The sequence below is a fragment of the Micromonospora sp. NPDC049114 genome (assembly GCF_040648635.1).
In the GTDB taxonomy this organism is placed as follows: domain Bacteria; phylum Actinomycetota; class Actinomycetes; order Mycobacteriales; family Micromonosporaceae; genus Micromonospora.
Genome location: NZ_JBEZEA010000001.1, coordinates 1,164,655 through 1,191,035 on the forward strand (window position 1 = coordinate 1,164,655; position 26,381 = coordinate 1,191,035).

At 72.4% G+C, this 26,381-nt stretch carries 22 protein-coding genes; 6 read left to right on the forward strand and 16 right to left on the reverse strand.

Annotated features, from left to right (window positions below; all coding sequences use genetic code 11):
- Complete coding sequence (hemL, locus tag AB0B39_RS05540) at nucleotides 1-1,341, reverse strand: glutamate-1-semialdehyde 2,1-aminomutase (RefSeq protein ID WP_357491285.1); 1,341 nt, start codon at nucleotides 1,339-1,341, stop codon at nucleotides 1-3.
- A gap of 164 nt (nucleotides 1,342-1,505) precedes the next feature.
- On the opposite strand from hemL, the gene AB0B39_RS05545 reads away from it, so the two are divergent.
- A complete protein-coding gene (locus AB0B39_RS05545) occupies nucleotides 1,506-1,841 on the forward strand; it encodes an STAS domain-containing protein (protein ID WP_007454492.1) in 336 nt (111 codons plus the stop codon).
- A 118-nt stretch (nucleotides 1,842-1,959) separates the two neighbouring features.
- Here the strand turns inward: AB0B39_RS05545 and AB0B39_RS05550 are convergent, their stop codons facing one another.
- On the reverse strand, nucleotides 1,960-3,573 hold the full coding sequence (locus AB0B39_RS05550; protein WP_357573577.1) for an ABC transporter permease: 1,614 nt from the start codon (nucleotides 3,571-3,573) through the stop codon (nucleotides 1,960-1,962).
- The gene (locus tag AB0B39_RS05555) at nucleotides 3,570-4,466 is read right to left on the reverse strand and encodes an ABC transporter ATP-binding protein (protein WP_357573578.1); all 897 of its coding nucleotides are present in this window, start codon (nucleotides 4,464-4,466) and stop codon (nucleotides 3,570-3,572) included. The genes AB0B39_RS05550 and AB0B39_RS05555 overlap by 4 nt, the downstream gene beginning before the upstream one ends.
- A 92-nt stretch (nucleotides 4,467-4,558) precedes the next feature.
- Here AB0B39_RS05555 and AB0B39_RS05560 point away from each other — a divergent pair, with 92 nt between their 5' ends.
- Nucleotides 4,559-5,056, forward strand: a complete 498-nt coding sequence (locus AB0B39_RS05560; protein WP_234587782.1) for a helix-turn-helix domain-containing protein — start codon at nucleotides 4,559-4,561, stop codon at nucleotides 5,054-5,056.
- 9 nt (nucleotides 5,057-5,065) lie between these two features.
- On the opposite strand, the gene AB0B39_RS05565 is transcribed toward AB0B39_RS05560, so the two are convergent.
- Nucleotides 5,066-5,620 carry a response regulator gene (locus AB0B39_RS05565; protein WP_357491292.1) on the reverse strand — a complete coding sequence of 185 codons (555 nt, stop codon included), beginning with the start codon at nucleotides 5,618-5,620 and terminating at the stop codon, nucleotides 5,066-5,068.
- Nucleotides 5,617-9,984, reverse strand: coding sequence for a HAMP domain-containing protein (locus AB0B39_RS05570; RefSeq protein WP_357491294.1), 4,368 nt, complete (start codon nucleotides 9,982-9,984; stop codon nucleotides 5,617-5,619). The genes AB0B39_RS05565 and AB0B39_RS05570 overlap by 4 nt, the downstream gene beginning before the upstream one ends.
- 355 nt (nucleotides 9,985-10,339) lie before the next feature.
- Between AB0B39_RS05570 and AB0B39_RS05575 the strand changes: the two genes are divergently transcribed.
- Nucleotides 10,340-12,409: a SpoIIE family protein phosphatase gene (locus tag AB0B39_RS05575; protein ID WP_357491296.1), complete on the forward strand. Its 2,070-nt coding sequence runs from the start codon at nucleotides 10,340-10,342 to the stop codon at nucleotides 12,407-12,409.
- 22 nt (nucleotides 12,410-12,431) lie between these two features.
- Here AB0B39_RS05575 and AB0B39_RS05580 read toward each other — a convergent pair whose 3' ends face one another.
- Nucleotides 12,432-13,790, reverse strand: a complete 1,359-nt coding sequence (locus AB0B39_RS05580; protein WP_357491298.1) for an FAD-binding oxidoreductase — start codon at nucleotides 13,788-13,790, stop codon at nucleotides 12,432-12,434.
- 96 nt (nucleotides 13,791-13,886) lie between these two features.
- Here AB0B39_RS05580 and AB0B39_RS05585 point away from each other — a divergent pair, with 96 nt between their 5' ends.
- Together AB0B39_RS05585 and AB0B39_RS05590 are read left to right on the forward strand one after the other, a co-directional pair.
- Entirely contained in the window at nucleotides 13,887-15,983 is a 2,097-nt protein-coding gene (locus AB0B39_RS05585) for a S9 family peptidase (RefSeq protein WP_357491300.1), read from the forward strand.
- A gap of 153 nt (nucleotides 15,984-16,136) precedes the next feature.
- On the forward strand, nucleotides 16,137-16,322 hold the full coding sequence (locus AB0B39_RS05590; protein WP_357573579.1) for a hypothetical protein: 186 nt from the start codon (nucleotides 16,137-16,139) through the stop codon (nucleotides 16,320-16,322).
- Nucleotides 16,323-16,358: 36 nt separating this feature from the next.
- On the opposite strand, the gene AB0B39_RS05595 is transcribed toward AB0B39_RS05590, so the two are convergent.
- The 4 genes from AB0B39_RS05595 to AB0B39_RS05610 all read right to left on the reverse strand — a co-directional run bounded on the left by AB0B39_RS05595 (nucleotide 16,359) and on the right by AB0B39_RS05610 (nucleotide 19,855).
- On the reverse strand, nucleotides 16,359-17,882 hold the full coding sequence (locus AB0B39_RS05595) for an FtsX-like permease family protein (protein WP_357573580.1): 1,524 nt from the start codon (nucleotides 17,880-17,882) through the stop codon (nucleotides 16,359-16,361).
- Entirely contained in the window at nucleotides 17,879-18,580 is a 702-nt protein-coding gene (locus tag AB0B39_RS05600) for an ABC transporter ATP-binding protein (protein WP_234587798.1), read from the reverse strand. The genes AB0B39_RS05595 and AB0B39_RS05600 overlap by 4 nt, the downstream gene beginning before the upstream one ends.
- The gene (locus AB0B39_RS05605; protein WP_234587799.1) at nucleotides 18,577-19,113 is read right to left on the reverse strand and encodes a PadR family transcriptional regulator; all 537 of its coding nucleotides are present in this window, start codon (nucleotides 19,111-19,113) and stop codon (nucleotides 18,577-18,579) included. The genes AB0B39_RS05600 and AB0B39_RS05605 overlap by 4 nt, the downstream gene beginning before the upstream one ends.
- A 163-nt stretch (nucleotides 19,114-19,276) precedes the next feature.
- On the reverse strand, nucleotides 19,277-19,855 hold the full coding sequence (locus AB0B39_RS05610) for a TIGR03086 family metal-binding protein (RefSeq protein ID WP_357573581.1): 579 nt from the start codon (nucleotides 19,853-19,855) through the stop codon (nucleotides 19,277-19,279).
- A 31-nt stretch (nucleotides 19,856-19,886) separates the two neighbouring features.
- Here AB0B39_RS05610 and AB0B39_RS05615 point away from each other — a divergent pair, with 31 nt between their 5' ends.
- Nucleotides 19,887-20,690: an AraC family transcriptional regulator gene (locus AB0B39_RS05615; RefSeq protein WP_357573582.1), complete on the forward strand. Its 804-nt coding sequence runs from the start codon at nucleotides 19,887-19,889 to the stop codon at nucleotides 20,688-20,690.
- Nucleotides 20,691-20,727: 37 nt separating this feature from the next.
- On the opposite strand, the gene AB0B39_RS05620 is transcribed toward AB0B39_RS05615, so the two are convergent.
- From AB0B39_RS05620 to AB0B39_RS05645, 6 genes are read right to left on the reverse strand one after another with little or no spacing between them, the layout of a single operon-like run.
- Nucleotides 20,728-22,266, reverse strand: coding sequence for a SpoIIE family protein phosphatase (locus AB0B39_RS05620; RefSeq protein WP_234587802.1), 1,539 nt, complete (start codon nucleotides 22,264-22,266; stop codon nucleotides 20,728-20,730).
- Nucleotide 22,267: 1 nt separating this feature from the next.
- Entirely contained in the window at nucleotides 22,268-23,629 is a 1,362-nt protein-coding gene (locus AB0B39_RS05625; protein WP_357491311.1) for an ATP-binding protein, read from the reverse strand.
- Nucleotides 23,626-24,642, reverse strand: coding sequence for an ATP-binding SpoIIE family protein phosphatase (locus AB0B39_RS05630; protein ID WP_357573583.1), 1,017 nt, complete (start codon nucleotides 24,640-24,642; stop codon nucleotides 23,626-23,628). The genes AB0B39_RS05625 and AB0B39_RS05630 overlap by 4 nt, the downstream gene beginning before the upstream one ends.
- A complete protein-coding gene (locus AB0B39_RS05635; protein WP_234587805.1) occupies nucleotides 24,630-25,049 on the reverse strand; it encodes an ATP-binding protein in 420 nt (139 codons plus the stop codon). The genes AB0B39_RS05630 and AB0B39_RS05635 overlap by 13 nt, the downstream gene beginning before the upstream one ends.
- A complete protein-coding gene (locus AB0B39_RS05640; RefSeq protein WP_234587807.1) occupies nucleotides 25,046-25,456 on the reverse strand; it encodes an STAS domain-containing protein in 411 nt (136 codons plus the stop codon). Before AB0B39_RS05640 ends, AB0B39_RS05635 begins: the two co-directional genes overlap by 4 nt.
- Nucleotides 25,456-26,316 (reverse strand): STAS domain-containing protein, encoded by an 861-nt coding sequence (locus AB0B39_RS05645; protein WP_357491316.1) that lies wholly within the window; start codon nucleotides 26,314-26,316, stop codon nucleotides 25,456-25,458. Before AB0B39_RS05645 ends, AB0B39_RS05640 begins: the two co-directional genes overlap by 1 nt.
- Nucleotides 26,317-26,381: the final 65 nt, after the last annotated feature.

Here is a 26,381-nt window from a genome sequence, read left to right on the forward strand (position 1 = left end):
TTACGACCCCCCGTGACCAGCCGCCGCCGCCGCGTTCGCCGCCGTGGGCAGCGCTGCGGCGATGTGCTCCAGAGCGGCGTCGTCGAGCGCCGCCGACACGAACCACGACTCGAACGCGCTCGGCGGCAGGTAGACGCCGGCGGCGAGCATCGCGTGGAAGAACGCCTTGAACGCCGGCACCTGCTGGGTGCGGGCGCTGTCGTAGTCGACCACATCGGCGTCGGTGAAGAAGATCGAGAACATGCTGCCCGCGTACGACAGCCGGTGCGGGACCCCGGCGGCGGCCAGCGCGTCGGACGCGAGCTTGCCCACGACGGCGGCCGTGTCGTCGAGGCGCTGGTACAGCGCGTCGTCGGCGAGACGCAGCGTGGCCAGGCCGGCGGCGCACGCGAGGGGGTTACCGGAGAGCGTGCCGGCCTGGTAGACCGGGCCGGCCGGGGCCAGCCGCGCCATGATGTCCGCGCGGCCACCGAAGGCCGCGGCGGGCAGGCCACCACCCATGACCTTGCCGTACGTCCACAGGTCGGCGTCGGAGGGGTCGAGGCCGTGCCACCCGGCGCGGGAGACCCGGAACCCGGTCATCACCTCGTCGACCACCAGCAGGGCGCCGTGCGCGTGCGCGATCCGGGCTAGCTGCTGGTTGAACCCGTCGCGGGGGGCGACCACGCCCATGTTGCCGGCGGCGGCCTCGGTGATCACCGCGGCGATGTGCGGGCCCTCGGCGGCGAACGCCTCCTCGACGGCCCGGATGTCGTTGTACGGCAGCACGATCGTCTCGCTGGCCGCCGCGCCGGTCACGCCGGGCGAGTCGGGCAGGCCCAGGGTCGCCACGCCGGAGCCGGCGGAGGCGAGCAGCGCGTCGACATGGCCGTGGTAGCAACCGGCGAACTTGACGATCTTGGAACGGCCGGTGAAGCCGCGAGCCAGCCGGATCGCCGACATGGTGGCCTCGGTACCGGAGTTGACCAGGCGTACCTGCTCAACCGGCGTCCGGTCGACGATCTCGGCGGCCAGCTCCACCTCACCCGGGGTGGGCGTGCCGAAGCTGGTGCCCCGGGCGGCGGCGGCCTGCACGGCCTCCACCACCTCCGGGTGGGCGTGCCCGAGGATCAGCGGACCCCACGAGCAGACCAGGTCGACGTAGCGGCGACCGTCGGCGTCGTACAGCCACGGGCCCTCGCCACGGACCATGAAACGTGGGGTGCCGCCGACCGCCTGGAAGGCGCGCACGGGGGAGTTGACCCCGCCCGGCACGATGGCGCGGGCGCGGTCGAACAGGGCCTCGGAAGCCGGCGCGTCGGCCGGGTAACGGCCTCTTCCGGCGGAAACGATGTCGGTCACGATGCCGCCATTGTGTCAGCGACGGACGGTCAACCAGCAGCCACCCCGGGCCGGGGTTACCAGGCTCACCCGCTGCCGGCGCCCGTCACCAGCCCCGACACCTGCCGGCCGGCGGCTCGCGGCCTCAACAGGCCGGGTCAGCTGGATCGCGCTAGGCTGACCGGGTGGATCGTGCCGAACTGTCCATCACGCTACACCGGACGGGCGACGAAGCAGTGCTGCGCCTGGCCGGTGAGATCGACATGCTCACGGCCGCCCAGCTCAGCACCGTCGTCAACGAGGTGCTGGCCGATCCGCCCCCGCGGATCGTGCTCGATCTCGGCGGCGTCACCTTCTGCGACTCGCAGGGCCTGGGCACGCTCGTGGTGCTCAGCCGCAAGGCCAGTCACGCGCAGAGCCTGCTGATGCTCACCCACGTCGGCGACTTCCTGATCCGCGTCCTGGACATCACCGGCCTGCGCAGCGCCCTGATGATCCGCAACGACCAACCAACCGGCTGACCCCCACCCGGCCCCACCTCCCGCCGGTTCCCGGGGTTGACCATGAAGTTATTGGCAAATTCTGTCCCATTTGTCGGCAATAACTTCATGATCAACTCGGGTCGGGGCCGGGGGTCGGTTACTGGGTGGGGATGTCGCGGGTTTGGAAGGTGCGCAGGGCCAGGGCCAGGAGGGCTGCGGTGATCACCGTGAGGGCCACCAGGGGGGTGGCCGTCCAGTTGTCGCCCAGGACCTGGGGGGTGTGCGTGAACGGGGAGACGTCCAGCGCCCACTGGCTCAGCTTCAGCACCGCGCCGATCTGACCGAGCAGCAGGCAGCCGGCGAGCACGGCCCAGGCCGCCGAGGAGAACCGGGGCAGCCAGCCCACCAGCAGCGCGGCGAGCCCGGCGAGCACCCACACCGCCGGCACCTGTGCCAGCCCGACGCCGAGCAGCCGGAGCAGCTCACCACCGACGTCGCCCACGCTGAGACCGTACGACAGCCCGGTCGCGAGCCCCGCCACGGCCAGCACCACCACCGGGCCGAGCAGCGCGAAGAGCAGGTGCGCCGCCAGCCAGCGGGACCGGCTCACCGCCGTGGCGAGCAGCGGCTCGGCCCGCCCGGCGGTCTCCTCGGCCCGCGCCCGCAGTGCGGCCTGGATGCCGTACCCGGCGGCGGCCAACGCGGTCAGGCTCAACGAACTCCCGAGGTACGCCTCGGCAAGCGTCGCCGTGCCGCCCAACCGGGCCAGGATGTCGGCGACCTGCTGGTTGCCCTGCACCGCGTCGGCGGCCGCGTCGGCCGCGCCACCCAGCACCAGACCGAGCAGCCCGAAGCCGAGCGTCCAGCCGAGCAACTGGCCCCGGTGCAGCCGCCAGGCCAGGCCGAACGGACCGGCCAGCCGCGGACCCGCGGTGGCCGGGCCGAGTCGTGGCGGCAGCACCCCCGCGCCGAGGTCGCGGCGCACCGAGATCGGGTACGCGACGAGCGCGACCACCGCGGCGAACAGCACCGGCAGCAGGAGCACCCACCAGCGCTCACCGGCGAAGGCCCGCACCCGGGGCGCCCAGCCCAGCGGCGAGACCCAGCTCAGCCACTCGGCCTTTCCACCGGCGCCGCCGGACCCTCCGGCGTCGCCCGCCAGCCGCAGCACGAAGGCCAACCCGAGCACGCCCAGGCCGATGCCGCGCGCCCCGCCGGCGCTTTCGGTGAGCTGCGCGGCGAGACCGCCGACAGTGGCGAAGGCGACGCCGGTGAGCGCCAGGCCGGCACCGAAGATCAGCGAGCCCGCACCGGGCAGACCCGCGGCGACCAGGCCGCCGGCGATGAGCAGGCCGAGAAGCACATTCGCGGCGTACGTCACCAGCAGCGCCGCGGTCAGACCCGCGTACCGGCCGAGGACCGTCGCGCCGAGCAGTTCCCGCCGGCCGGCCTCCTCCTCGGTGCGGGTGTGCCGCACCACCGTCAGCAGGCTGGCCAACGCGGCGACCAGCACCAGGATGCCGGCCCGCTGGACGGTGAGCGCGCCGATGCTGTCGCCGAACACCGGGCCGAGCAACGCGACGATCGACGGGTTGCTCGCCGTGTTGGCCAGGTACGCGGCCCGCTCGTCGGCGGTCTGGTACAGCTCGGCGTACGCGCTGGCGTAGCTGGCCGGCAGCACGGCCAGCAGGAGGATCCAGATCGGCAGCACGACCCGGTCCCGCCGCAGGATCAGCCGCACCAGGTGCCGGGTGCCGGTGAAGGCGCTCATGACCGCACCTGCTCGGCCTGGTAGTGCCGCAGGAACAGCTCCTCCAGCGTCGGCGGCTGGCTGGTCAGGCTGCGTACGCCGATCTCGGTGAGCCGGCGCAGCGCGGCGTCCAGCGCGGCGTCCTCCACGTCGAAGCGCACCCGCTGCCCGTCCACCCGCAGGTCGTGTACGCCGCCGAGCTGACCCAGGCCGTCCACCGACCCGGTCACTTCGGCCTGGATCGAGGTGCGTCGTAGGTGCCGCAGCTCGCTCAGGGTGCCGGTTTCCACGTCCCGCCCGTTGCGGATGATCGTCACCCGGTCACAGAGCGCCTCCACCTCGGCCAGGATGTGGCTGGAGAGCAGCACCGTGCGACCGTCGGTCCTGGCCCGGCGCACCCAGTGCTGGAAGACCTCCTCCATGAGCGGGTCCAGGCCGGAGGTCGGCTCGTCCAGGATGAGCAGTTCGACATCCGACGCGAGGGCGGCCACCAGGCCGACCTTCTGCCGGTTGCCCTTGGAGTACGCCCGGCCCTTCTTGCGGGGGTCCAGCTCGAAGGAGTCGAGCAGTTCGGCTCGGCGGGCCGGGTCGAGGCCGCCGCGCATCCGGCCGAGCAGGTCGATGACCTCGCCCCCGGAGAGGTTGGGCCAGAGCGTCACGTCGCCCGGCACGTACGCCAGCCGGCGGTGCAGGGCCACCGCGTCGCGCCACGGGTCGCCGCCGAGCAGTCGGACGTCCCCCGCGTCCGTCCGCAGCAGCCCGAGCAGGGCCCGGATGGCCGTCGACTTGCCGGCGCCGTTCGGGCCGAGGAAGCCGTGCACCTCGCCGGCGCGGACGGTCAGGTCCAGACCGTCCAGCGCCCGGGTCCGGCCGAAGGTCTTGACCAGGCCGGACACCTCAATCGGAGTTTCCATATATCGGAAGCTACACTCGTTTCACAAAGTTGTGAAGACAGTGAGAGTCGGGGCACCATCGGTGCCCACGAACCGCGCAGGGAGGGACCGCCATGGCAGCCGACGACGGCCACGACCCCGTGCACCTCTTCGTCGAACGGATGGCCCTCACGTTCGCCGAGGTCGGCTTCCCACGGATGGCCGCCCGGGTGTTGTTCACCGTGATGAGCGCCGACGACCCCCTGACCGCCGCCGAGATCGGCGAGCGGCTCGGCGTCAGCGCGGCGGCGGTCAGCGGCGCGGTCCGCTATCTCACCCAGTTCGGCATGCTGATCCGCGAGCCCGTCCCCCGGTCCCGCCGCGATCGCTACCGGATGCCGGAGAACCCCTGGTACGAGGGGACCATCACCAAGACCGCGATCTACAAGACGTTCATCGACGTAGCCGAGGGCGGAGTAGCCGCCCTCAACGGCCCCGAGACACCGGCCGGCGAACGGGTCGCCGAGATGCGCGACTTCTTCATCTTCGTCCAGGAGGAAATTGACTCGCTGGGCGAACGCTGGCGGGTCCGCCGGGCCCAGACCGGCCATCTGCGCCCCGGCGAGGGCTGACCGGCCCGGTCAGGCGGAGCTGCCCCAGCGGGCCTGCTCAAGCAGCTCCACCGCACGCCTCTGCGACTCCTCGTCGTCGGAGCGGAGCAGGGTGGTCGCCTCGTCGACCGCGTCGGTGAGCCGCCGCCACTGCGTGTCACGCTCGCGCACCAGGTCCGACTGGGCGGCCAACTGCCGGGTCTTCACCCACAGCTCGACGAAGACCGACACCTTGGCCCGCAGCACCCAGGGGTCGAACGGCTTGGTCAGGTAGTCCACCGCGCCCACCTGGTAGCCCCGGAGCGCGAGCTGGGCGTCCCGGTCGGCGGCGGTGAGGAAGATGATCGGCACGTGCCGGGTCCGCTCCCGGCGCTTGATGTGGCTGGCCGTCTCGAAGCCGTCCATGTCCGGCATCTGCGCGTCCAACAGGATCACCGCGAAGTCGTCCACCAGCAGCTGCTTGAGCGCCGCCTCGCCGCTCTCCACGGCCACCGACTGCACCGGAAGGCCCTGCAGGATCGCCTCCAGTGCCATCAGATTCTCGCGGCGGTCGTCCACGAGCAGCGCCTTGGCCATCTGGGTCACGAAGTCTCCTCGGTCCGGCCGCCGCTGATCCAGGACGACATCAGCTCGATCAGGTCGTCCAGGTCGACCGGCTTGGTGATGTAGTCGCTTCCGCCGGCCGCCAGCGCGGACTCGCGGTCACCCGGCATCGCCTTCGCGGTCAGGAAGACGACCGGAAGATCGGCGAACCGGTGGTTACGGCGAATCTGGCGGGTCGTCTCGTATCCGTCCTGGTCCGGCATCATGGCGTCCATCAGCACGATGTCCACCTCCGGGTGCTCGGCCAGCAGGCGGACGCCGTCCGCCCCGTTGTCCGAGTACAGCACGGTCATGCCGTGCAGCTCCAACGCGCTGGTCAGAGCGAAGACGTTGCGGACGTCGTCGTCCACGATCAGCACTGTGGCGCCGTCCAGCTGACGGGTGGCCGGTGCCTCGGGCCGCGCCGGCAGCAGCTCCAGCGGCGGCATCAGCAGCGACGACGGCAGGCCGGCGCGCTGCGGTGACGGCGCCTGGGGCGCGACCACCGCGTCCGGAGCGAGGACCTGCGGCACGAACAACGTGAACGTCGAACCCTGTCCGGGCGCCGACGACACCGTGATGGTGCCGCCGATCAGCCGGGCCAGGTCACGGCTGATCGACAGCCCCAGGCCGGTGCCGCCATAGCGACGGCTGGTCGTGCCGTCCGCCTGCTGGAACGCCTCGAAGATGATCGACAGTTTGTCGTCGGAGATGCCGATGCCGGTGTCGATCACCGTGAACGCGATCACCTGCTGGGCGTTGGTGAGCGCCGGCACGTCGAAGACCGCGTTCTCGGCCGCCGGGGCGATCCGCAACGTCACCGCGCCGTTGTCGGTGAACTTCACCGCGTTGGAGAGCAGGTTGCGCAGGATCTGCTGCAACCGCTGCGCATCGGTGACCAACGCCGGCGGCAGATCCTTGCTGACCCGTACCTGGAAGTCGAGGTGCTTCTCCTCGGCCTGCGGCGCGAACGCCTGCTCCACGTAGCCACGGATCTCCGCGAAGCGGATCTCGGTGGGCTCGACGTCCATCCGGCCGGCCTCGATCTTGGACAGGTCCAGGATGTCGTCGATCAGCGAGAGCAGGTCCGAACCGGCGCTGTGGATGGTCCGGGCGAACTCGATCTGCTTCGGGTTGAGGTTCTGCTCCGAGTTCTCGGCCAGCAGCCGGGCCAGCAGCAGCAGCGAGTTCAGCGGCGTACGCAGCTCGTGGCTCATGTTGGCCAGGAACTCCGACTTGTACGCCGAAGCCCGCGTGAGCTGCTGCGCCTTCTCCTCCAGGCCCAGCCGGGCCAGCTCGATCTCCCGGTTCTTGGTCTCGATGTTGCCCTTCTGCTCGGAGAGCAGGGTGGCCTTCTCCTCCAGCTCGGCGTTGGTGCGCTGCAACTCCGCCGACTGCTCCTGCAACTCGTGCGCGAGCCGCTGCGACTGGGCCAGCAGCTCCTCCGTACGCCGGTTGGCCTGGATGGTGTTGACCGCGATGCCGATGGTGAGCACCAGCCGCTCCAGGAACGACAGGTGCAGCTCGGAGAACGCGGCCACGCTGGCGAACTCGATCACCCCGAGCAGCTCCCCCTCGAACAGCACGGGGAGCACCACCAGGTCGGACGGGGGTGTCTCGGCCAGGCCGGAGCGCAGCGTGAGGCGGCTGTTCGGGGAGGCGCTGACCCGGATCGTCCGGCGCGAGAGGGCGGTCTGACCGACCAACCCCTCACCCGGGCCGAAGGTGACGTCGTGCCCGCGCGCCACGTACCCGTACGACGAGGTCAACCGCAGCCGCATGCTGCCGTCGGTGTCGTCGGCCAGGAAGAAGGCGCCGAGCTGGGCGTCGACCAGCGGGGTCACCTCCATCATGATCATGCGGCAGACCTCGCCCAGGTCCCGCTGGCCCTGCAGGAGCCCACCGATGCGGGCCAGGTTGGAGTCCAGCCAGCCCTGCTCGGCGTTCTTCTTGGTCGTCTCCCGGAGGGTGACGATCATCTGGTTGATGTTGTCCTTCAGCTCCGCGACCTCGCCCTGCGCCTTGACCGCGATCCGCTGGGTCAGGTCGCCCCGGGTCACCGACGTGGACACCTGGGCGATGGCCCGCAGCTGGGTGGTCAGGGTCGAGGCGAGCTGGTTGACGTTCTCGGTGAGGTCGCGCCAGGTGCCGGAGACACCCTTCACCTGGGCCTGACCGCCCAGCTTGCCCTCGATGCCGACCTCGCGGGCCACCCGGGTCACCTCGTCGGCGAACGACGACAGCTGATCCACCATCGTGTTGACAGTCGACTTGAGTTCCAGGATCTCGCCCTGCGCGTCGACGGTGATCTTCTGGCTCAGGTCACCCTTCGCCACGGCCGTGGTCACCGAGGCGATGTTGCGGACCTGGCTGGTCAGGTTCGACGCCATGGAGTTCACGTTGTCGGTCAGGTCCCGCCAGGTGCCGGAGACGCCCTTGACCTGCGCCTGGCCGCCCAGCTTGCCCTCGGTGCCCACCTCACGGGCCACCCGGGTCACCTCGTCGGCGAACGACGACAGCTGATCCACCATCGTGTTGACGGTCGACTTCAGCTCCAGGATCTCGCCCCGCGCGTCGACGGTGATCTTCTGCGACAGGTCACCCTTCGCCACCGCCGTGGAGACCTGCGCGATGTTGCGCACCTGGGCGGTCAGGTTCGACGCCATCGAGTTCACGTTGTCGGTCAGGTCCCGCCAGGTGCCGGCGACCCCGCGCACCTGCGCCTGGCCGCCGAGCTTGCCCTCGGTGCCCACCTCACGCGCGACCCGCGTCACCTCGTCGGCGAACGACGACAGCTGATCCACCATCGTGTTGACGGTCGACTTCAACTCCAGGATCTCGCCCCGCGCGTCCACCGTGATCTTCTGCGACAGGTCGCCCTTGGCCACCGCCGTGGTCACCGACGCGATGTTGCGGACCTGGCTGGTCAGGTTCGACGCCATCGAGTTCACGTTGTCGGTCAGATCCCGCCAGGTGCCGGAGACACCCTTCACCTGCGCCTGACCGCCCAGGTTGCCCTCGGTGCCCACCTCACGGGCCACCCGCGTCACCTCGTCGGCGAACGACGACAACTGGTCGACCATGGTGTTGACGGTGTTCTTCAGCTCCAGGATCTCGCCCTGGGCGTCGACGGTGATCTTCTGCGACAGGTCACCCTTCGCCACTGCGGTGGAGACCTGGGAGATGTTGCGGACCTGGCTGGTCAGGTTGCCGGCGAGCTGGTTGACGTTCTCGGTGAGGTCCCGCCAGGTGCCGGAGACGCCGCGCACCTGCGCCTGACCACCGAGCTTGCCCTCGATGCCCACCTCACGGGCGACCCGCGTCACCTCGTCGGCGAACGACGACAACTGGTCCACCATCGTGTTGACGGTGTCCTTCAGCTCCAGGATCTCGCCCTGCGCCGCCACGGTGATCTTCTGGGAGAGGTCACCGCGCGCGACAGCCGTGGAGACCTGCGCGATGTTGCGGACCTGGGCGGTCAGGTTCGACGCCATCGAGTTGACGCTGTCGGTCAGGTCCTTCCAGGTGCCGGCCACGTTCGGCACCTCGGCCTGGCCGCCCAGCTTGCCCTCGGTGCCCACCTCGCGGGCCACCCGGGTCACCTGCTCGGCGAAGAGCCGCAGCGTGTCGGTGAGGTAGTTCATCGTGGCGGCCAGCTCGGCGACCTCACCGCGCGCGCCGACCGTGATCTTCTGCGACAGGTCGCCCTTGGCCACCGCCGTCGCCACCTGCGAGATCGATCGCACCTGGCCGGTCAGGTTCGACGCCATGGTGTTCACCGAGTCGGTGAGGTCCTTCCAGGTGCCGGCGACGCCCCGGACGTCGGCCTGGCCGCCCAGCTTGCCCTCGGTGCCCACCTCACGGGCCACCCGGGTCACCTCGTTGGAGAACGACGACAGCTGGTCGACCATCGTGTTCACGGTGCGCCCGATGCGCAGGTACTCACCGCGCAGCGGCCGACCGTCGATCTCCAACGCCATGTGCTGGGACAGGTCGCCGTCCGCGACCGCCACGATCACCCGGGCGATCTCGGTGGTGGGCCGGCCCAGGTCGTCGATCAGCGAGTTGATCGCCCGCTGCCCCTCCGCCCAGGAGCCGTCCAGCCCCTCGTCGTCGAGTCGCTCGGTGAGCCGGCCGTCCCGACCGACGATCCGGCTGATCCGCCGCAGGTCCAGGTACTGCCGCTCCTGGAGCGAAACCACCTCGTTGAAGGCGTCCGCCACCTCGCCGGCCTTGCCGGCACGGCGGGGCAGCCGGACCTTCAGGTCGCCGCGACCGATCCGTCGCAGCGCCTCGGTCAACTCACCGAGGAGCGCCTCGTGGTCGGGCGCGGACGGATCCGCGACCGACTGCTTCGCCGTGGTCATCATTCCTCGCTCAGCTCGGGGGGCCCGTGCCCGTACGGACACACCGGCACCCCATATTGTGCCCGCGCGCGCCGTAGTGCCAGGGTGCGCGACCCGCCGATCGGCCCTGGTGGCCTCCGCGATCCCCCCGGCGACGCCCAACCCGGCACAGACCTCGCCGAGTGGCGCTGGTCACCGGAGGGATCGCGTGGCCGACCCCGAGTTGGCGGGACGCTGCCAGGCCCCGTCGTCACCGGTGCGGGCCTTTCGCGCCCAGCCCGCCGACACGCACCCGCCGCACTCCGCCGACCGAGGCCCGCCCCGCCGATCGCGCATCGGCTTGGCACCCGACGGGGGAACGGTGGAGGATACGGGGGTGTCAGCCGAGGCGGGGGCCGCGACGGCCGGGGCCGAAAGCGGGGCCGTCCGGCGTGTCCGCCTGCCCGCCGACCGCCGTACGCCCGCCGCCGCCCGCGCGGTCGTCCGCTCCGTCCTCGCCGAGGCGCACCTGGACGACCTGGTCAACGAGGCGCTGCTGCTCACCACCGAGCTGACCACCAACGCCGTCGAGCACGCCGGCACCGAACTGGACATCGAGGTCGTCGCGGACGGCGTCGGGCTCTCCGTGACCGTCTCCGACTTCGCGCCCAGCTCGGGCAACGACGAGCTGACCGTCGGCACCCGCAACGACGCGACCGAGATCAACGAGGTTTCCGTACGCGGTCGCGGACTGCTCCTCGTCGACCACTTCGCGAGCCGCTGGGGCACCACGTACCTGCCCACCGGCAAGGGCGTCTGGTTCCGGTTGGACCGTCCCGGCGCCGAGCCGGTGGCCGGGGCCAGCTCCGGCGGCACGTCGATGGCCGGCAACCCCGAGGCCGTCGACAGCTCGGCGCCGAGCGCCGGCGCGATGAGCGAACTCATGCAGACCGCCCCCGACGTGTACGCGGACGACCCGCTGCCCGACTTCGCCGCCAGCCTGCTCAGCCGGGTCGCCGAGATGGTCGGCGCGGCCGGCGGCGCGATCCGACTGGACCGGGGCGACGGTCAGGGGCGACAGTTGCTGGCCCGTTTCGGCCGGCAGCCCCGCCCCGACAGCGAGCTGCTCCGGGTGCCGCTGACTGTGCACCGCCCGTACGCCGGGGAGCTGGAGCTGGACGCCGCGCCGTCGGCGTACGCCCGACCGCTGGCGGTGCTCACCGCCGAGCGCCTGTCGCTGCACCTGGAGAACGACCGGCTGCGCCGGGCGGACGTACGCCGCCAGGCGTGGTTGACGTTCCTGGCCGAGGCGAGCGAACTGCTGGCCCAGTCGCTGGACGTCGAGCTGACCATGGCGCTGATCCCGCAGTTGGTGGTGCCCCGCCTCGGCCAGTGGTGCGCGGTGCACACCACCGACGAGTGGGGCCGACTGCGGCTGGCGGCGGCCAGCCACGCCGACGAGTCGATGCTGCCGCAACTGCACAAGGTGCTGGCCGAGACCGGCCAGGACTCCATCCAGGCCCGGCTGCGCGAGGCGACCCGCAGCGCGGCGCAGATCCCGCTGGGCGGGCCGATGGAGGGTTTCGCGGTCCCGCTGATCGCCCGCGGCCAGCGGCTCGGGACCCTGGCGGTGGGCCGGCACCAACGGCACCGGCACGACCCGGACGAGGTGGCGGTGCTGGAGGACGTGGCCCGGCGGGCCGCGCTGGCGATCGAGAACGCCCGCATCCACGCCGAGCGCCGACGGGTCGCGCAGACACTCCAGCACTCCCTGCTGCCGCCCGTCCTGCCCGTGGTGGACGGCATCGGCTTCGCCGCCGAGTACGTGCCGACCGGCGACGACGCCGAGGTGGGTGGCGACTTCTACGACGTGGTGCCGCTGCCCGACGGGCGCTGGCTCGTGGTGATCGGGGACGTCTCGGGCAAGGGCGTCCAGGCGGCGGCGGTCACCGGACTGGTCCGCGACGTGATCCGGGTGCTGGTCGGCGACGGCAAGCCGCTGCCGGAGGCGCTGGCCCGGCTCAACGAGACGCTTGTCGAGCGGGGTGGCGGCCGGTACTGCACGCTGGCCCTGGCGGCGGTCGGGCCGGGTGACGGTGACCGCCTGGACGTCTCCCTGCACCTCGCGGGGCACGACCGGCCGGTGCTGCTGGCCGGTGGAGGCGGCGCCCGGTTCGTCGGCACCGGCGGCACGGCGCTGGGCCTGCTCGACACGATCACCTCGCCGACCGCCGAGATCACCCTCGCCCCGGGTGACTCGCTGATCTTCTACACCGACGGGGTCACCGAGCGGCGGCGCGGCCGGGAGCTGTTCGGCACCGACCGGCTGCGGGACGCGGCAGCGCCGTTGGCCGGCTACTCGGCCGACGTGGTCGCCGCCCGCCTACGCGCCGCCGCGATCAACTTCTCGGTCGAGCCGCCCCGGGACGACATCGCCGTGCTGGTGCTGCGCAACGACGCGGCCTGACGCCGACACGCCCGATCCCGGGTCACAGGCCGCCGGGGAGGCGGCCGGGGGCGAGGCGGTGCTCCGGGTCGAGGTGTTCCTTGGCGGCCCGGAGCCGGGCCAGGCCGGCCAGCTCGCCCCACAGGTCGACGGCCTGGCGCACCGCCGCGGGGGCGGAGACGACCACGCAGCGACCCTGCCGGGCCAGCAGCACGCCACGGACCGCGGCCAGGATGGACGCCACCCGGTCGGGTGCCACCGCGCCGGGCAGGGCTGCATGCACCACGCCCATCCCGGCCGAGCCCCGCACCGGCACGGGGGCGCCGGCCGCGTCCCGCAGCGCGTAGACGGCGGCGTGGAGATCGCTGATCGGCACCTCCAGGCGCAGCGCCGTGTCGCCGGGCGCGAACGGGTAACGCCGCCACCACGGCGGGGCGGAGTGGGCGACCGTCGCCTCGCCGTGCAGCAGCCCGACCAGCCGCTCAGCGCGCTCGGTGACCTCGGCCGGGCCACCCTCCAGCAGCACGACCAGGCTGCCCGCCCGGGACGGGGCGCTGGGCCGGCCGGACATCGACGGGTGGCGCTCGCGGGCGGTGGCGGCGGGATGGCCGGGCGGGTAGGCGGTGCGCGGCCGGGGCGGCCCGCCGGGCAGGTCCAGCTCGATGGCCGCCGGCTCGAGTCGGGCGGCGAGAATCACCCGGACCAGGTCGTGGACCTCCAGCGGCGTCCACACCGGACGCGACACCCAGAGCCGGGTGGCCGGCACCGGCTGCACCCGCAGGCTCGCCGAGACGAGCACGCCGAGGGCGCCCTGCGAGCCGCAGAGCAGGCGGGCCAGGTCGAGCCCCGGTGCGCCACCACCGGCGCTCACCAATTCACCGTCGGCGCCCAGGTAGCGGACGCCGAGGAGCTGGTCGCACGGGCTGCCGTGGCGGTGCCGGAGCGGCCCGGCCTCCCCGGCCGCGAGCACCCCGCCCAGCGTCGCGCCCGGCGACGGGGCGTCCATCGCGAGCCGCTGCCCGGTGCGCTCCAGAGTGGCCTGCACCGCCCGCAGCGGGGTGCCCGCACCCACCTCGGCCACCGGAGCGCCCACCGGCTCGTGGCCGATACCCGCCAGCCGGCCGGTGTCGAGCATGATGTCGACCTGTGTGGGGGTGGCACCCCAGTCGATCTTCGTGCCGGCGCCTCGGGGCACCACCGCCAGGTCGTGCACGGCGGCCAGCCGCAGCACCTCGGCTGCGGCGTGCGGGCCACCGGGCACCGCCACCCAGCGGGCCGGACGCCCGGCAACCTCGTCGGCCGGGCCGGCGAGTCGGGCGAACGGCGGACCGCAGATCGCCGTCAGTCGCCGGGTGATCTCGAGGGCTCCGGACCGACCGAGGGAACTCGCTGCTGCCGCCATGCCGGCTATCGTACATGTGTTCGAAAGCCGTGGTGATGGCCTTCGGGATGCCACTGGTCCGGCACGCAGGGTGAGCCGGCCGGTAACGTGGCCGCCGTGACCACCGAGACTGCCCCGCCCGCGGCGAAGCGGGTGCCCACCGAGCGCACCCACCACGGCGACACGGTCGTCGACGAGTACGCCTGGCTCGCCGCCAAGGACGACCCGGAGACGATCGCCTACCTGACCGCCGAGAACGCGTTCACCGAGGAGCGCACCGCGCATCTAGCCGCCCTGCGGGGTGAGCTGTTCGAGGAGACCCGTCAGCGGACCCGGGAGACGGACCTGTCCGTGCCCACCCGCAAGGGCGGGCACTGGTACTACACCCGGACGATCGAGGGGCAGCAGTACGGGGTGCACTGCCGACGCGCGGTCCGTGACGGCGAGACCGACCCGCCGGTCAGCGCGGACGGCGCACCGCTCGACGGTGAGGAGGTGCTGCTCGACGGTAACCTGCTGGCCGAGGGGCACGACTTCTTCTCGCTTGGCGCGTTCGACGTCAGCCCGGACGGGCGCTGGTTGGCGTACTCGACCGACTTCTCCGGTGACGAGCGGTTCACCCTGCGCGTGAAGGACCTGAGCACCGGCGAGCTGCTGCCGGACGAGGTGCCCGACACGTTCTACGGCACCGCCTGGTCGGCCGACGCCTCGGTGCTGTTCTACGTGACTGTCGACGACGCCTGGCGGCCGAACAAGGTCTGGCGGCACACCATCGGCTCAGCCGCCGCCGACGACGTCGTGGTCCACCAGGAGGACGACGAGCGGTTCTGGGTGGGCGTCGAGCTGACCCGGTCGGAGAAGTTCATCCTCATCGACATCCACAGCAAGATCACCAGCGAGGTGCTGGTGATCCCGGCCGGCAACCCCACCGGGGCGCCGGCCGTGATCGCGCCCCGCCGGCAGGGTGTCGAGTACGCCGTGGAGCACCACGGCCACCGCTTCCTGATCCTGCACAACGACGGCGCGGAGGACTTCGCGCTGGCGTTCACCTCGGCGGACGTCCCGGGCGACTGGGTGCCGCTGATCGAGCACACCCCCGGCACCCGCCTGGAGGCGGTCGACGCGTTCGCCAACCACCTGGTGGTGTCGCTGCGCACCGACGGGCTCACCGGCCTGCGGGTGCTGCCGGTCGGCAGCGACGACTCGTACGACATCGACTTCCCCGAGCCGCTCTACAGCGTGGGGTTGGACGCCAACCCGGAGTACCGCACGGGGCAGATCCGGCTGCGCTACTCCTCGCTGGTCACCCCCGACTCGGTGTACGACTTCGACCTGGTCACCCGACAGATGGTGCTGCGCAAGCAGAAGCCCGTGCTGCCCGGGCCGGACGGTCGGCCGTACGACCCGGCCGAGTACGAGCAGCACCGCGACTGGGCGCTCGCCGACGACGGCACGCGGGTGCCGATCTCGCTGGTCTGTCGGGTCGGTACGCCCCGGGACGGCTCGGCGCCGTGCGAGCTGTACGGCTACGGCTCGTACGAGGCCAGCATGGACCCATGGTTCTCGGTGGCCCGCCTGTCCCTGCTGGACCGGGGCGTGGTCTTCGCGGTGGCGCACATCCGTGGCGGTGGCGAGCTGGGCCGGCGCTGGTACGACCAGGGCAAGATGCTGGCCAAGAAGAACACCTTCACCGACTTCGTCGCCTGCGCCCGGCACCTCGTCAAGGCCGGCTGGACGGCCAGCGACCGGCTGGTCGCCCGGGGCGCCTCGGCCGGCGGCCTGCTGATGGGCGCGGTCGCCAACCTCGCGCCGGACGCGTTCGCGGGGATCGTGGCGCAGGTGCCGTTCGTGGACGCGCTCACGTCGATCCTCGACCCGTCGCTGCCGCTGACCGTCACCGAGTGGGAGGAGTGGGGCAACCCCCTCGACGACCCCGAGGTCTACGCGTACATGAAGTCGTACACGCCGTACGAGAACGTCGCGGCGGTGGACTACCCGGCGATCCTCGCGGTGACCAGCCTCAACGACACGCGCGTGCTCTACTCCGAGCCGGCGAAGTGGATCGCGCGGCTGCGGGCGACCGCGCCGCAGGGCGACTACCTGCTCAAGACCGAGATGGGTGCCGGGCACGGTGGCCCAAGCGGTCGCTACGACGCCTGGCGCGAGGAGGCGTTCATCAACGCCTGGGTCCTGGACCGCCTCGGTCGCGCCTGACCGGCCCCGCCGCACGTTGGCATGATCGCGCTCGATCCTGGAAGTAGTCCCCTCGACGGCTCGGGAGGCCACTGTTTCCAGGATCGAGCGCGATCATGACCGGTCAGGCGTCGTCCGGGCCGAGCCGAAGTGGTCACGGCCTAGACTTCCGGCGTGACCAGGGCAACGGAGAATGACGGCGGGTCGGCCGACGAGGTCCGCCGGCCGAGCATCGCGGTCCTCGCCCGGGACCGTCGCGTCTGGCTGATCCTCGCCGTGGTCGCCGGCCTTCTGGTGTGCTGCTGCTCGGCCGTCGTCGGCACGCTTGTCGCGCTCTCCGCCGGCCTGCTCAGCGCCTGACGCCGCCCGACGACGGCCACGGCGGGCCACCCCGGGTCAGGCCGTCCGCAGCTCGTCCACCGCCGTGCTCACCCGGAGGAAGAGCAGGCCGACGCCGACCGTCACCAGCACCGCCGCCAGGGCGCCGGCGCCGAGCCAGGCCAGCTGTTCCAGGGGTACGGCGATCGCCCGCTCCACCCCAGGTGTCTGCACGATCCGCGTGTACTGGTCGCGGGTGGCCGGATCGTCGCAGAGCGCCGCGCCGGCGTCGCAGACCGCAACCGACGACCCGCTCGTGGTGATGTTGCGAAAGAGCCCCCGGCCGAGCAGCAGGCCCACGGTGAGCGCCAGCAGGATCGCCGGCACGGCCGGGGTGAGCGCCTGCCAGGCAACCGATGCGCTGAGCGTGCTGCGGGGCACGCCGGTGGCGACCAGCGCGGCGTAGGCGCGTCGGCGGGCCACGATCCCCTCGACCAGCGCGACGATCAGGCCACCCGCCGCGATCAGCACCGCCACGGCCACCGCGGCGTCGACCAGATTCATCGTCGACAGGTAGAAGGGGTTGGTGCCCGCGTCCACCCCGGCGAGCCGGTTCTGTTCCCGTTCCGCCTCGTCCTGCGCGACGAAGTAGGCGCGCTGCGCCGCCGCGCCGGCACCGAAGATCACGGCGGCCAGCAACGCGGCGAACGTCCGGCTGCCCGCCCACGGGTCCGCCATCAGCCGACCCGCGGCGAGCAGCGCCGACGCGCCCCGGGCGTGCCGGCGCAGCAACCGTCCGCAGGTGTGCGAGATCCAACCGGTGCCGATGACCACCCCGATCATCGCGGTGAGCCCGCCCACCAGGAACAGCAGCGGCACCAGCCAGCCCAGCACCAAGCGGTTCCCGTCGACCCAGGACAGCACCGGGCGTACGGCGACGAAGCAGGCCAGCCCCAGGCCGATCAGCAGCCCGGCCCAGGGGCGTGGACCCCGCTCCCGGGCGGCCTTGCGACTGATCCCGAGCGGGCTGGTCGTGACCGTCCGCAGCATCAGGGCGGTGGCCAGCGCCGCGACCACCGGCAGACCCAGCACCACCGCGACAGCCGCGCCGGCCGACGGCAGCACGTCGGTGGGCAGGGCCAGCCGACCCTGCTCGTCCGGCCGGTGCAGCAGCTCGCGGCCGGCCAGGTAGACGCCCAACCCGGCGAGGGTGCCGAGCAGGCTGGCCAGGCCGGTCTCCAGCACCGCCAGGCGGGTGACCTGACCGGGGGTGGCGCCGGCCAGCCGGAGCGCGGCGAGTCGCCGGTCCCGGGCCGGCGCCCCGAGCCGGGCGCACTGACCGGCCAGCGCCAGCACCGGCACGGCCAGCATCAGCAACGCGAACGCCGTCCCCCCGCGCAGCCCCGGCTCACGCAGCAGCGCGTTGCGGTACTGCTCGGACTGCGCCCAGGCGTCGCCGGCCGGCTTCTGGATGGCCAGCACGGTGAGCGCCGCGAGCCCGGCCAGCGCCGCCAGCAGCGCACTGAGCGCGGTCAGCACCACCCGTGCCGTGTCGGTCCGGTTGCCGGCCAGCGCGAGCCGCACCAGCGTCGCCGGCCTCACCGGGAGCCGCCCGCCAACGGCACGTCGAGCCCCAGGCCGGTGTGGTCCACCAGGCCGTCGCGCAGCACGATCTCCCGATCGGCGTACGCGGCGATCCGGGGCTCGTGCGTGACCAGCACGACGGCCGTGCGCTGCTCGCGGGCGAGCCGGACCAGCTGGGTGAGCACCTGCTCGCCGGTGAGCGTGTCCAGCGCGCCGGTCGGCTCGTCGGCGAAGAGCACCCACGGTTCGGTGACCAGCGCCCGGGCCGTGGCGCACCGCTGCTGCTGACCGCCGGACATCTCACCCGGCCGGAGGTCGGCCAGGTCGGCCACCCCGAACCGTTCCAGCCAGGTGATGGCCGCCGTCCGTGCCTCTCGCCGCCCCGTGCCGGCGAGGAGCAGGGGTAGGGCCACGTTCTCGGCCGCGGTCAGCTCGGCGACCAGCTGCCCGAACTGGAACAGCACGCCGAACTCGGTGCGCCGCAGCCGGGACCGGGCCGCCTCCGACCAGGTGTCGATCCGGTGGCCACGCCAGGTGACCTCGCCCGCGTCGGGCCGGAGGATCCCGGCCAGGCAGTGCAGCAGGGTCGACTTGCCGCAGCCACTCGGACCGGTGACCGCGACGATCTCGCCCTCGGCCACGTCGAGCGTCACACCGCGCAGGGCGGGCGTCGGGCCGTACGCCCGAACCACGCCGCGAGCCTGGAGTTGCGTCACGCGTGCACCTCCCGGTGCCAGTCGGCGACCCGGCCCAGGGTGGTGTGCAGCCACCGCAGGTCCGCGTCGAGATGGGCGATCGCGAAGTCGGCCGCGACCACGTCGTTGAGGGTGGCGGCCGGGTCGGTCTTGACCGCCGTCAGCTCCCGCAGCCGTGCGGTGTGCGCCGCGCGCTGGGACACCAGGTACGACCGCGCCCGGTCGACGTCGGCGACCAGCAGCGCCACCACCACCTTGGCGAAGAGCGTGCTGGCCACGTACGGCATCGGTGGTTCCACAGCGGACAGCCAGTGGTCCAGCGTGGAGCGACCCTCGTCGGTCAGTTCGTACGTCGTGCGGTCGGGCCCGGAGGCGCGGTCCTGACCCGCGGTGGCCACCAGACCGTCCCGTTCCAGGCGGCCGAGGGTGGCGTAGACCTGCCCGAAGGCCAACGGCCGAGCCCGCGGCAACCGCTGGTCGTGCGCACGCTTGAGCTCATACCCGTGCCGGCTGCCCCCAGCGAGCAACCCGAGCAGCACATGCGGCGTGGACACCCCGCCCACTATTCACCCAGCGAATACCAACGTCAACCACCCCTCCCGCCCCGCCCCCTCCGGACCCTGACCCCTGGTGATCAAGAGGTTCGGGTCAGATCCGGCCCCGCTGATGACGCAAACCTCTTGATCACCGGGGCGAAAGGGGTGGGTGGACCCGGGGTTAGTGGGTTTGGGGCCAGGTGGGGGTTCGGCCGGTCTGGGTCAGGAGGTGGTCCAGGTCGGCAGTCGTGGAGGTGGGTGGCGTCGGGGTGGGGTCGGCGAAGACGCCCATCTTGCGGGCGGTCGGGCCCAACCGCTCGACCAGGGCGTGCAGCTCGGTCACCGCCTCCGGGGCGGGCTGATAGGGCTGGCCGGTCGCCACGGCGAGATCCCAGCCGTGCACGGTCAGGTCCAGCAGCGCCATGCCGCCGACGACGGTCTGCGGCAGGCCCATGCCCGGCGACACGCCCTCCAGCGTGGACGGGTCCGACCAGGCGGCGATCAGGCGGTCGGTCTCGACAGCGAACCGGTCCCGCCAGCCGTCGTCCAGGTGATCGGGTTTCTCGGCCCACTCCACCGGTCTCTTCTCGGCCAGGTCCTGGAAGTTCACCACCACCTCGAACAGGTGGTTGAGCAGATCCCGGACCACGTAGTCGCGGCACGGCGTGGGGCTGTCGAGCTGGTCGTCCGCGATACCGCGTACGACGTCGACGGTTCGCGGCGCGGCAGCCGCCAGCAGATCGCTAGTCTGAGTGGCCATACGGCCAGCGTATGAGGGTGGTCTTGAAGAAATGCGACAGCGACCGCGCGGCGACAGCCGGGGCATTCTCGACCCGGCGCGGTTGCTGCGCGAGGTCCGCTTCCGGCGGCACCTGCCGGCCGAACCGCTGCGCGGATGGGTCGAGCACTACTGGTTGATCGACTGGACGTTGAGCGCGCCGTTCGAGCAACGGGTCGTGCCGCACCCCGCCGTGAACGTGGTGTTCCGCAGCGACGGCGACGGCGACGCGGCGGAGACCGGCGAGGTGGCCGGGGTGGGCCGCGACCTGTTCCGGATCACGCTCACCGGCACCGGCCGGGTCTGCGGGATCCAGTTCCGTCCCGGTGGCTTCCACCCGTTCTGGCGTCGGCCCGTGGCCGAGCTGACCGGCCGTCGGCTGCCGCTGCCCGCCGGCCGGCTGACCCGTCCCGCCCATCCCGTCTGCGCGGGCACCGACACCGACCGCTGTCGCGCGCTCGACGCGGCGCTCACCGCGTGGGCGCCCGACCCGGACCCGGCCGCGGCGGAGGCCGTCCGGCTGGCCGAGTCCATCCGGGCCGACCGTACGGTGCTGCGCGTCGACGACTTCGCCGCGCGGCACGGCGTTCCGGTCCGCCGGCTCCAGCGGCTCTTCACCGAGCGCGTGGGGGTCGGCCCGAAGTGGGTGATCCGGCGCTACCGCCTCCAGGAGGCCGTCGAGCAGGCCGCGGGGGCTCCCCTCGACTGGGCGGGCCTCGCCGCCACCCTCGGCTACAGCGACCAGGCCCACCTGGTCCGCGACTTCACCGCAGTCGCCGGAGTGTCACCCGCCGCGTACGCCCGCTCGGTGCACTGAGCCGCGCGCAGCGACCACCGGACAGCCGTCGCCGTGCTCAGCGACGGCGCAGGACGACCACTGCGACGTCGTCCTGGATCTTGGCCGGGGCCAGTTCCACCAGCAGGCGGGCACAGAAGTCGTCCAGGTTCTCGTCCACGGTGGTGGCGACCGCCGCGAGCGCGGCCAGCCCCTCGTCGATCGTGGCGTCCCGGCGCTCGATCAGCCCGTCGGTGTAGAACACCAGGGTGGCGCCGGCCGGCAGGACGAACTCCAGGTCGGCCGGTCGGGGCGCGCGGACGCCGAGCAGCGGCGCCGAGTGCTGCACGAACTCGACCGTGCCGTTCTGGTTGAGCAGCGGCGGCAGGTGTCCGGCGCTGGCTAGCCGGACCCGCCCGCTCGGCGGGTGTAGCAACAGGACGCAGAGCGTGGCCAGTTCGTTCGGCAGCAGGGTGCGCATCAGCTCGTTGACCCGGTGCAGGATCTCGCCGGGCTGGTGCCCCTCGACGGCGTACGCCCGCACCGCGTGCCGCAGCTCGGCCATCACGGTGGCCGCATGCAGCGAGTGGCCGGCCACGTCGCCGATCGCCAGCAGGAGGTGCCCGTCGAGCATCACCAGCTCGTAGAAGTCGCCACCCACCTCGGTTTGCGCGCTGGCGGGCTCGTAGCGCACCGCGAAATCGAGTCCGGTCACCGTGGGCAGGCTGCGCGGGAGCAGGCTGCGCTGGAGGGTGACGGCGATGCGGTGCTCCTCGTCGAAGGAGCGCTGGGCCTCGACCGCCGCGGCCACGGCCTGGGCCAGCTGCACGAGGACCGGCGTTCGGGCGGTCTGGGTGGCGGTGGGGACCACCACGTACAGCGGTGCCCGGTCCTCCCGCAGTCGAGCGGCGGCCACCGTCACCGAGTCGTCCGCCGGCCAGGTGAGCAGCCCCCAGTTCGCCGGGGACTCCACCCGGACCGTGGCGCCGGTGGGCACCCCGGTGTCGTCGACGACCCACGGCACGATGGCGGCCTCGGCGCCGGGGCCGGCGCAGATGCCGGCGATGCAGTCACCGTCGAACGTCTCGGCGATGACGGCGGCGGGGCTCTTGAAGATCTGCGCGGCGCCCTCCGCCGCGACCTCGAGCAGCCGTGCGAAGGTCGACGCGGCGTGCACCGCTACTGTCGTGTCGGCGAGGCCCAGCAGCCGCTCGGCGAGCAGTTCGGCACGCTGGCGGGCCCGGTAGTAGCGCAGGACCGCCCGGGTGGTGGCGATCAGCTCCTCGGGCTCGATCGGCTCGGCCAGGTACGCGTCCGCTCCCCGGGTCAGCCCCTGGGCGCGGTCGGCGACATCGACAGCGTGCGCGGAGACGTGGATCACCGGCATCGCCGGCTGGTTCGCCTTGATCCGCTCGCACACCTCGTAGCCGCTCAGGTCGGGCAGCCGGACGTCGAGCACCACCAGGTCGATCCGCTCCGTCTCGACCCGGGCGAGCGCCTCGGTGCCGCTCTCCGCTTCGAGGACCGTGTACCCGGCCCGGGTCAGCCAACTGACCAGCAGGTAACGCTTGGTGCGACTGTCATCGACCACCAGGACTGTCGCCGGGCCGCCGTCCACGTCACGCTCCGCCGGTGGGCAGGGAGACGGTGAACGTGCTGCCCCGGCCGGGCTCGCTGGCCAGCTCCAACGTGCCCCCGAGCAGGGTCACCAGCCGCCGGGCGTACGGCAGGCCGAGGCCGGTGCCGCCGACCCGGGTCGCCCCCGGCACCTGGTAGAACTCCTCGAAGATCCGATCGTGCAGCTCGGGCGCGATGCCCGGCCCGGTGTCACTGACCTCGAAGTTCCACCTGTCGTCGCGGTGCCAGGCGCGCAGCCGCACCTCGCCGCTCGCGGTGAACTTCAACCCGTTGTGCAGCAGGTTGCGCAGCACCTGGCCGAGCAGCACCTCGTCGGTGCGGAGCACGGCCGGCGCGGTCGGCTCCTCCACGGTGAGCTCCACCCCCGGCCGGGTGGCCAGCGCCCGCATGGTGCCGCGCAGTTGGCCGAAGACCGGGCGCAGATCCACGTCCGCCCAGTCCGGCTCGATCCGGCCCGACTCGGCCTTGGCGAGATCCAGCAGTTCGTTGACCAGCCCGAGCAGGTCCTCCGCCGACGAGCGGATGAGGCCCACCTGGCGGGCCTGTTCGGCGGTGAGCGGGTCGGAGGAGGAGTCGGCGAGCAGCCGCCCCAACCCGATGATCGCGGTGACCGGGGCGCGCAGCTCGTGGCTCACGTTGGCCAGAAAGCGGCTCTTCGACTCGCTCGCGGCGCGCAGTTGGGCCGACTTCTCGTCCAGCTCGGCGTAGAGAGCGACCACGCCCCGGTTGGTCTCCTCCAGCTCCTCGGTGAGCTGGTTGTAGAGCGCCAGCACACCCCGGTTGGTCTCGGCCAGCTCCTCGTTCAGCACGGCCAGCTCGTCGCGCTGGCTGCGTACCTCGTCGAGTGCCGCGATGAGCTGGCCGTTCTGCACGGTCAGCTCGTCCAGCGCGCTGGCCGGGGCGGTGCGGCCCAGCTCCGCACGGAACTCGGCCAGCCGCTCCGGAGTCGGCGTCGGCGCGTTGGCCGGGACTCTTCGGGACATCCGTACGACCGTAACCCCCTCGGCGGTCGACACGCTGAGTGAGTCGACCAGGCGGGACACCGCACCCGACTGCGGCTCGTACCGGCCGTCGGGCAGCGGGGTCACCGGGGCCAGGTCCGCGCGGAGGTGGAACCTGCCGTCGGGTCCCGCGTCGATGTGGAACGCGACGTCCGCGCCGCCTGTCGTCCGCAGCAGGTCCCGGGCGACCTCGCTGAGCGCGGTGGCGATCCGGACCTGGTCCTGGTGTTCGAGGCCCACCACGTTGGCCACCTCGCGGCCCCGCTGGCGGATGACGAAGATGTCCTGCTCGACCCGCAGCGCCATCTGCAGCAGCGGCGGCGCGGCCGGCTCCGCGCTCATGTCCACGACCTCGCGACCAGAACGCAGGCGTCGTCGCGTCGCACGCCGGCGTCGCGCAGCAGGGCCGCCGCCATCACCAGCGGTGATCGTTCGGCGAGACCCGGGTAGTCGGTCAACCGCCAGCGGTCGACCACGCCGTCGCTGTGCATCACCAGCCGGGCGCCGGGGCTGAACGGGTACTCGTAGCCCCGGACCGTCGGCCGCTGGTGCCCGGCGATGCCGGGCAGCGACACCAGCCCCCGGCGCTTGCCGTCGCCCTCGACGATCACGCCGGTGATGTTGCCCAGGCCGGCGTAGTGCAGCACGTCGGCCGCCAGTTCGGCGACCGCGAGCGCGGCGCCGCGGGTGTGCGACATGCTCCGGTGCAGGTGGCTGACCACCGCTGCCGGCGGGCTGGCCGGGGCGTCGCGGAAGGCCGCGAGCGCCGCCTCGGTGGCGGCGGCGGCCAGCGGGCCGTGCCCCAGCCCGTCGCTGACGAGGACCTGGTGGCGGCCGTCGGCGAGGCGGACGGCGTACCCGTCGCCGCTGACCGTCTCGCCGGTAATGGGCCGGGTGAGGGCGCCGGCCCAGGAGGGTTGGGCCGGTTCGGCCGGCCAGACCTGCACGGCGAGGACGGTGCCCTGACCGGGCACGGAGTACCCGTCGAACCAGCTCGCCTGCCGCACGATGGCGCCCAGGCCGATGCCGAGCGTGCCGGTGGTGGAGTGCCCGTCGCGGGACGAGACGGCGAGGTCGGCCATGCCGGGCCCGGAGTCGATCGCCACCAACTCCACGCCGGCCTGCCCGGCGCGGCGGACCGGCCGGAGCAGCAGGACACCGTTGTCGGCGTGCTTGACGAGGTTGCTGGTCAACTCGGCGGCGACGATGGCCAGGTCGGCGATGCGCGCCGCACCCATCTCGATCTGCTCGCCGAGGCGTTCCGCTGCGCGTCGTACGGCGCTGGCGGTGCTGCCGGCCTCCACCCGGAACCAGATGCCGCTGTCGGTGACCGGGTCCCCGTTCACCGCGACCACTTGGTCACCGTGATGCGCGTGCCGGTCTCCGCCGACGTGTCGATCTCGAACTCGTCGACCAGTCGGCGGGACCCACTGAGCCCGAGGCCGAGGCCACCGCCGGTGGTGTAGCCGTCGGTCAGGGCCAGGTCGAGGTCGGCGATGCCGGGGCCGGAGTCGGCGAAGACGATCCGGACGCCCTTGCGACGACCGTTCTCCACCGTCGTCACCTCGACGGTGCCGCCACCGCCGTACACCAGGGTGTTGCGGGCCAGCTCGCTCGCCGCGGTGACCACCTTGGTCTGGTCGACGAGGGACAGCTTGACGGCGACCGCCACCGTGCGGACCAGTTGCCGGACGCGGACGACGTCCTCATCGCTGCGGACCGCCTGTGCCTGCGGCTGGCCCAGGTCGACGCCCGTGGTCACGGCGTGGCCGTCTCGGCGTCCGGATCGTCGTCGAGCTGGTGGTCGAGCTCGTCGGCGCGGGCCGCCGCGATCAGCTCCATGCCGCGCTCGACGTTCAGCGCGGTACGGATGCCGTTCAGTGACAGCCCCAGTTCGACAAGGGTGATGGCGACGGCGGGTCGCATGCCGACCACCACCGTCTCCGCGTCGAGAACCTTGGAGATCGACGCGATGGTGGAGAGCATCCGCCCGACGAACGAGTCGACGATGTCCAGCGCGGTGATGTCGATGATGACGCCGTGGCAGCCGGTGGCCACGATCCGCTCGGCGAGGTCCTCCTGGAGCTGGACCGCCGTCTGGTCGGACATGTCGAGCTGGATGGAGACGAGCAGGATGTCACCGATCTTGAGGATCGGTACGCGTTCCATCAGACGTCCCGGCGTGGTTGGCGACGGGCGGTCTCCACCCCGTTGAGCCGCAGCACGTGCCGCAGCGCGTCGGCCAGGCTCGCCTTGGTGGCGATGTCACCGAACTCGATGCCGAGCGCCACGATCGTCTGCGCGATCTGCGGACGGATGCCGGAGATGATGCAGTCGGCGCCCATCAGCCGGGCGGCCACCACTGTCTTCAGGATGTGCTGGGCGACCTGGGTGTCCACGGCGGGGACGCCGGTGATGTCGATGATCGCGTACGGGGAGCCGGTGTCGACCAGGGTCTGCAGCAGCCGCTCCATGACCACCTGGGCGCGGGCCGAGTCCAGCGTGCCGACCAGCGGGACGGCAACCACACCCTCCCAGAGCTTGACCACCGGGGTGGAGAGTTCGAGCAGCTGCTCGGCCTGGTCGGCGATCAGGCTCTCGCGGGTGCGGACGAAGCTCTCGAAGGTGAACAGGCCCAGCTCGTCGACCAGCTTGGAGAAGGCGACGTAGTCGTGCAGCGCGTCGGCGGTGCCGGACCCCTGCACCAGGTCGGCCAGCACGTCCTTGAGCGCGAAGATGCTGATCGTCGTCTCGGTGGCGGAGAAGCCCTGTCGGGCCCTGCCCCGGGACAGTTCGGAGAGCGCAGCGCGCAGTTCTGCGGCGTGCTCGGCGGACAGGTCGATCGCGCCCTGCTCACCCGCGCCGACGATGGCACGGTGCAGGTCCTCGACCTGCCGGCGCAGCTCGGCGTGACTCAGCCGGCCCCGCAGCGAGCTCGCGACGATGTCGGTCCACCGCTGCGTGACCTGCTCGGCATGCCCACCCAGCAGCGCGGCGAGCCGACCACTTTCCTCGGCGTTCAACGCCATCGTGAAACCCCCCTCGACCTGGACCGGCCGGACTCTATCACCGGGGTCTGGGCAACTACTTGCTC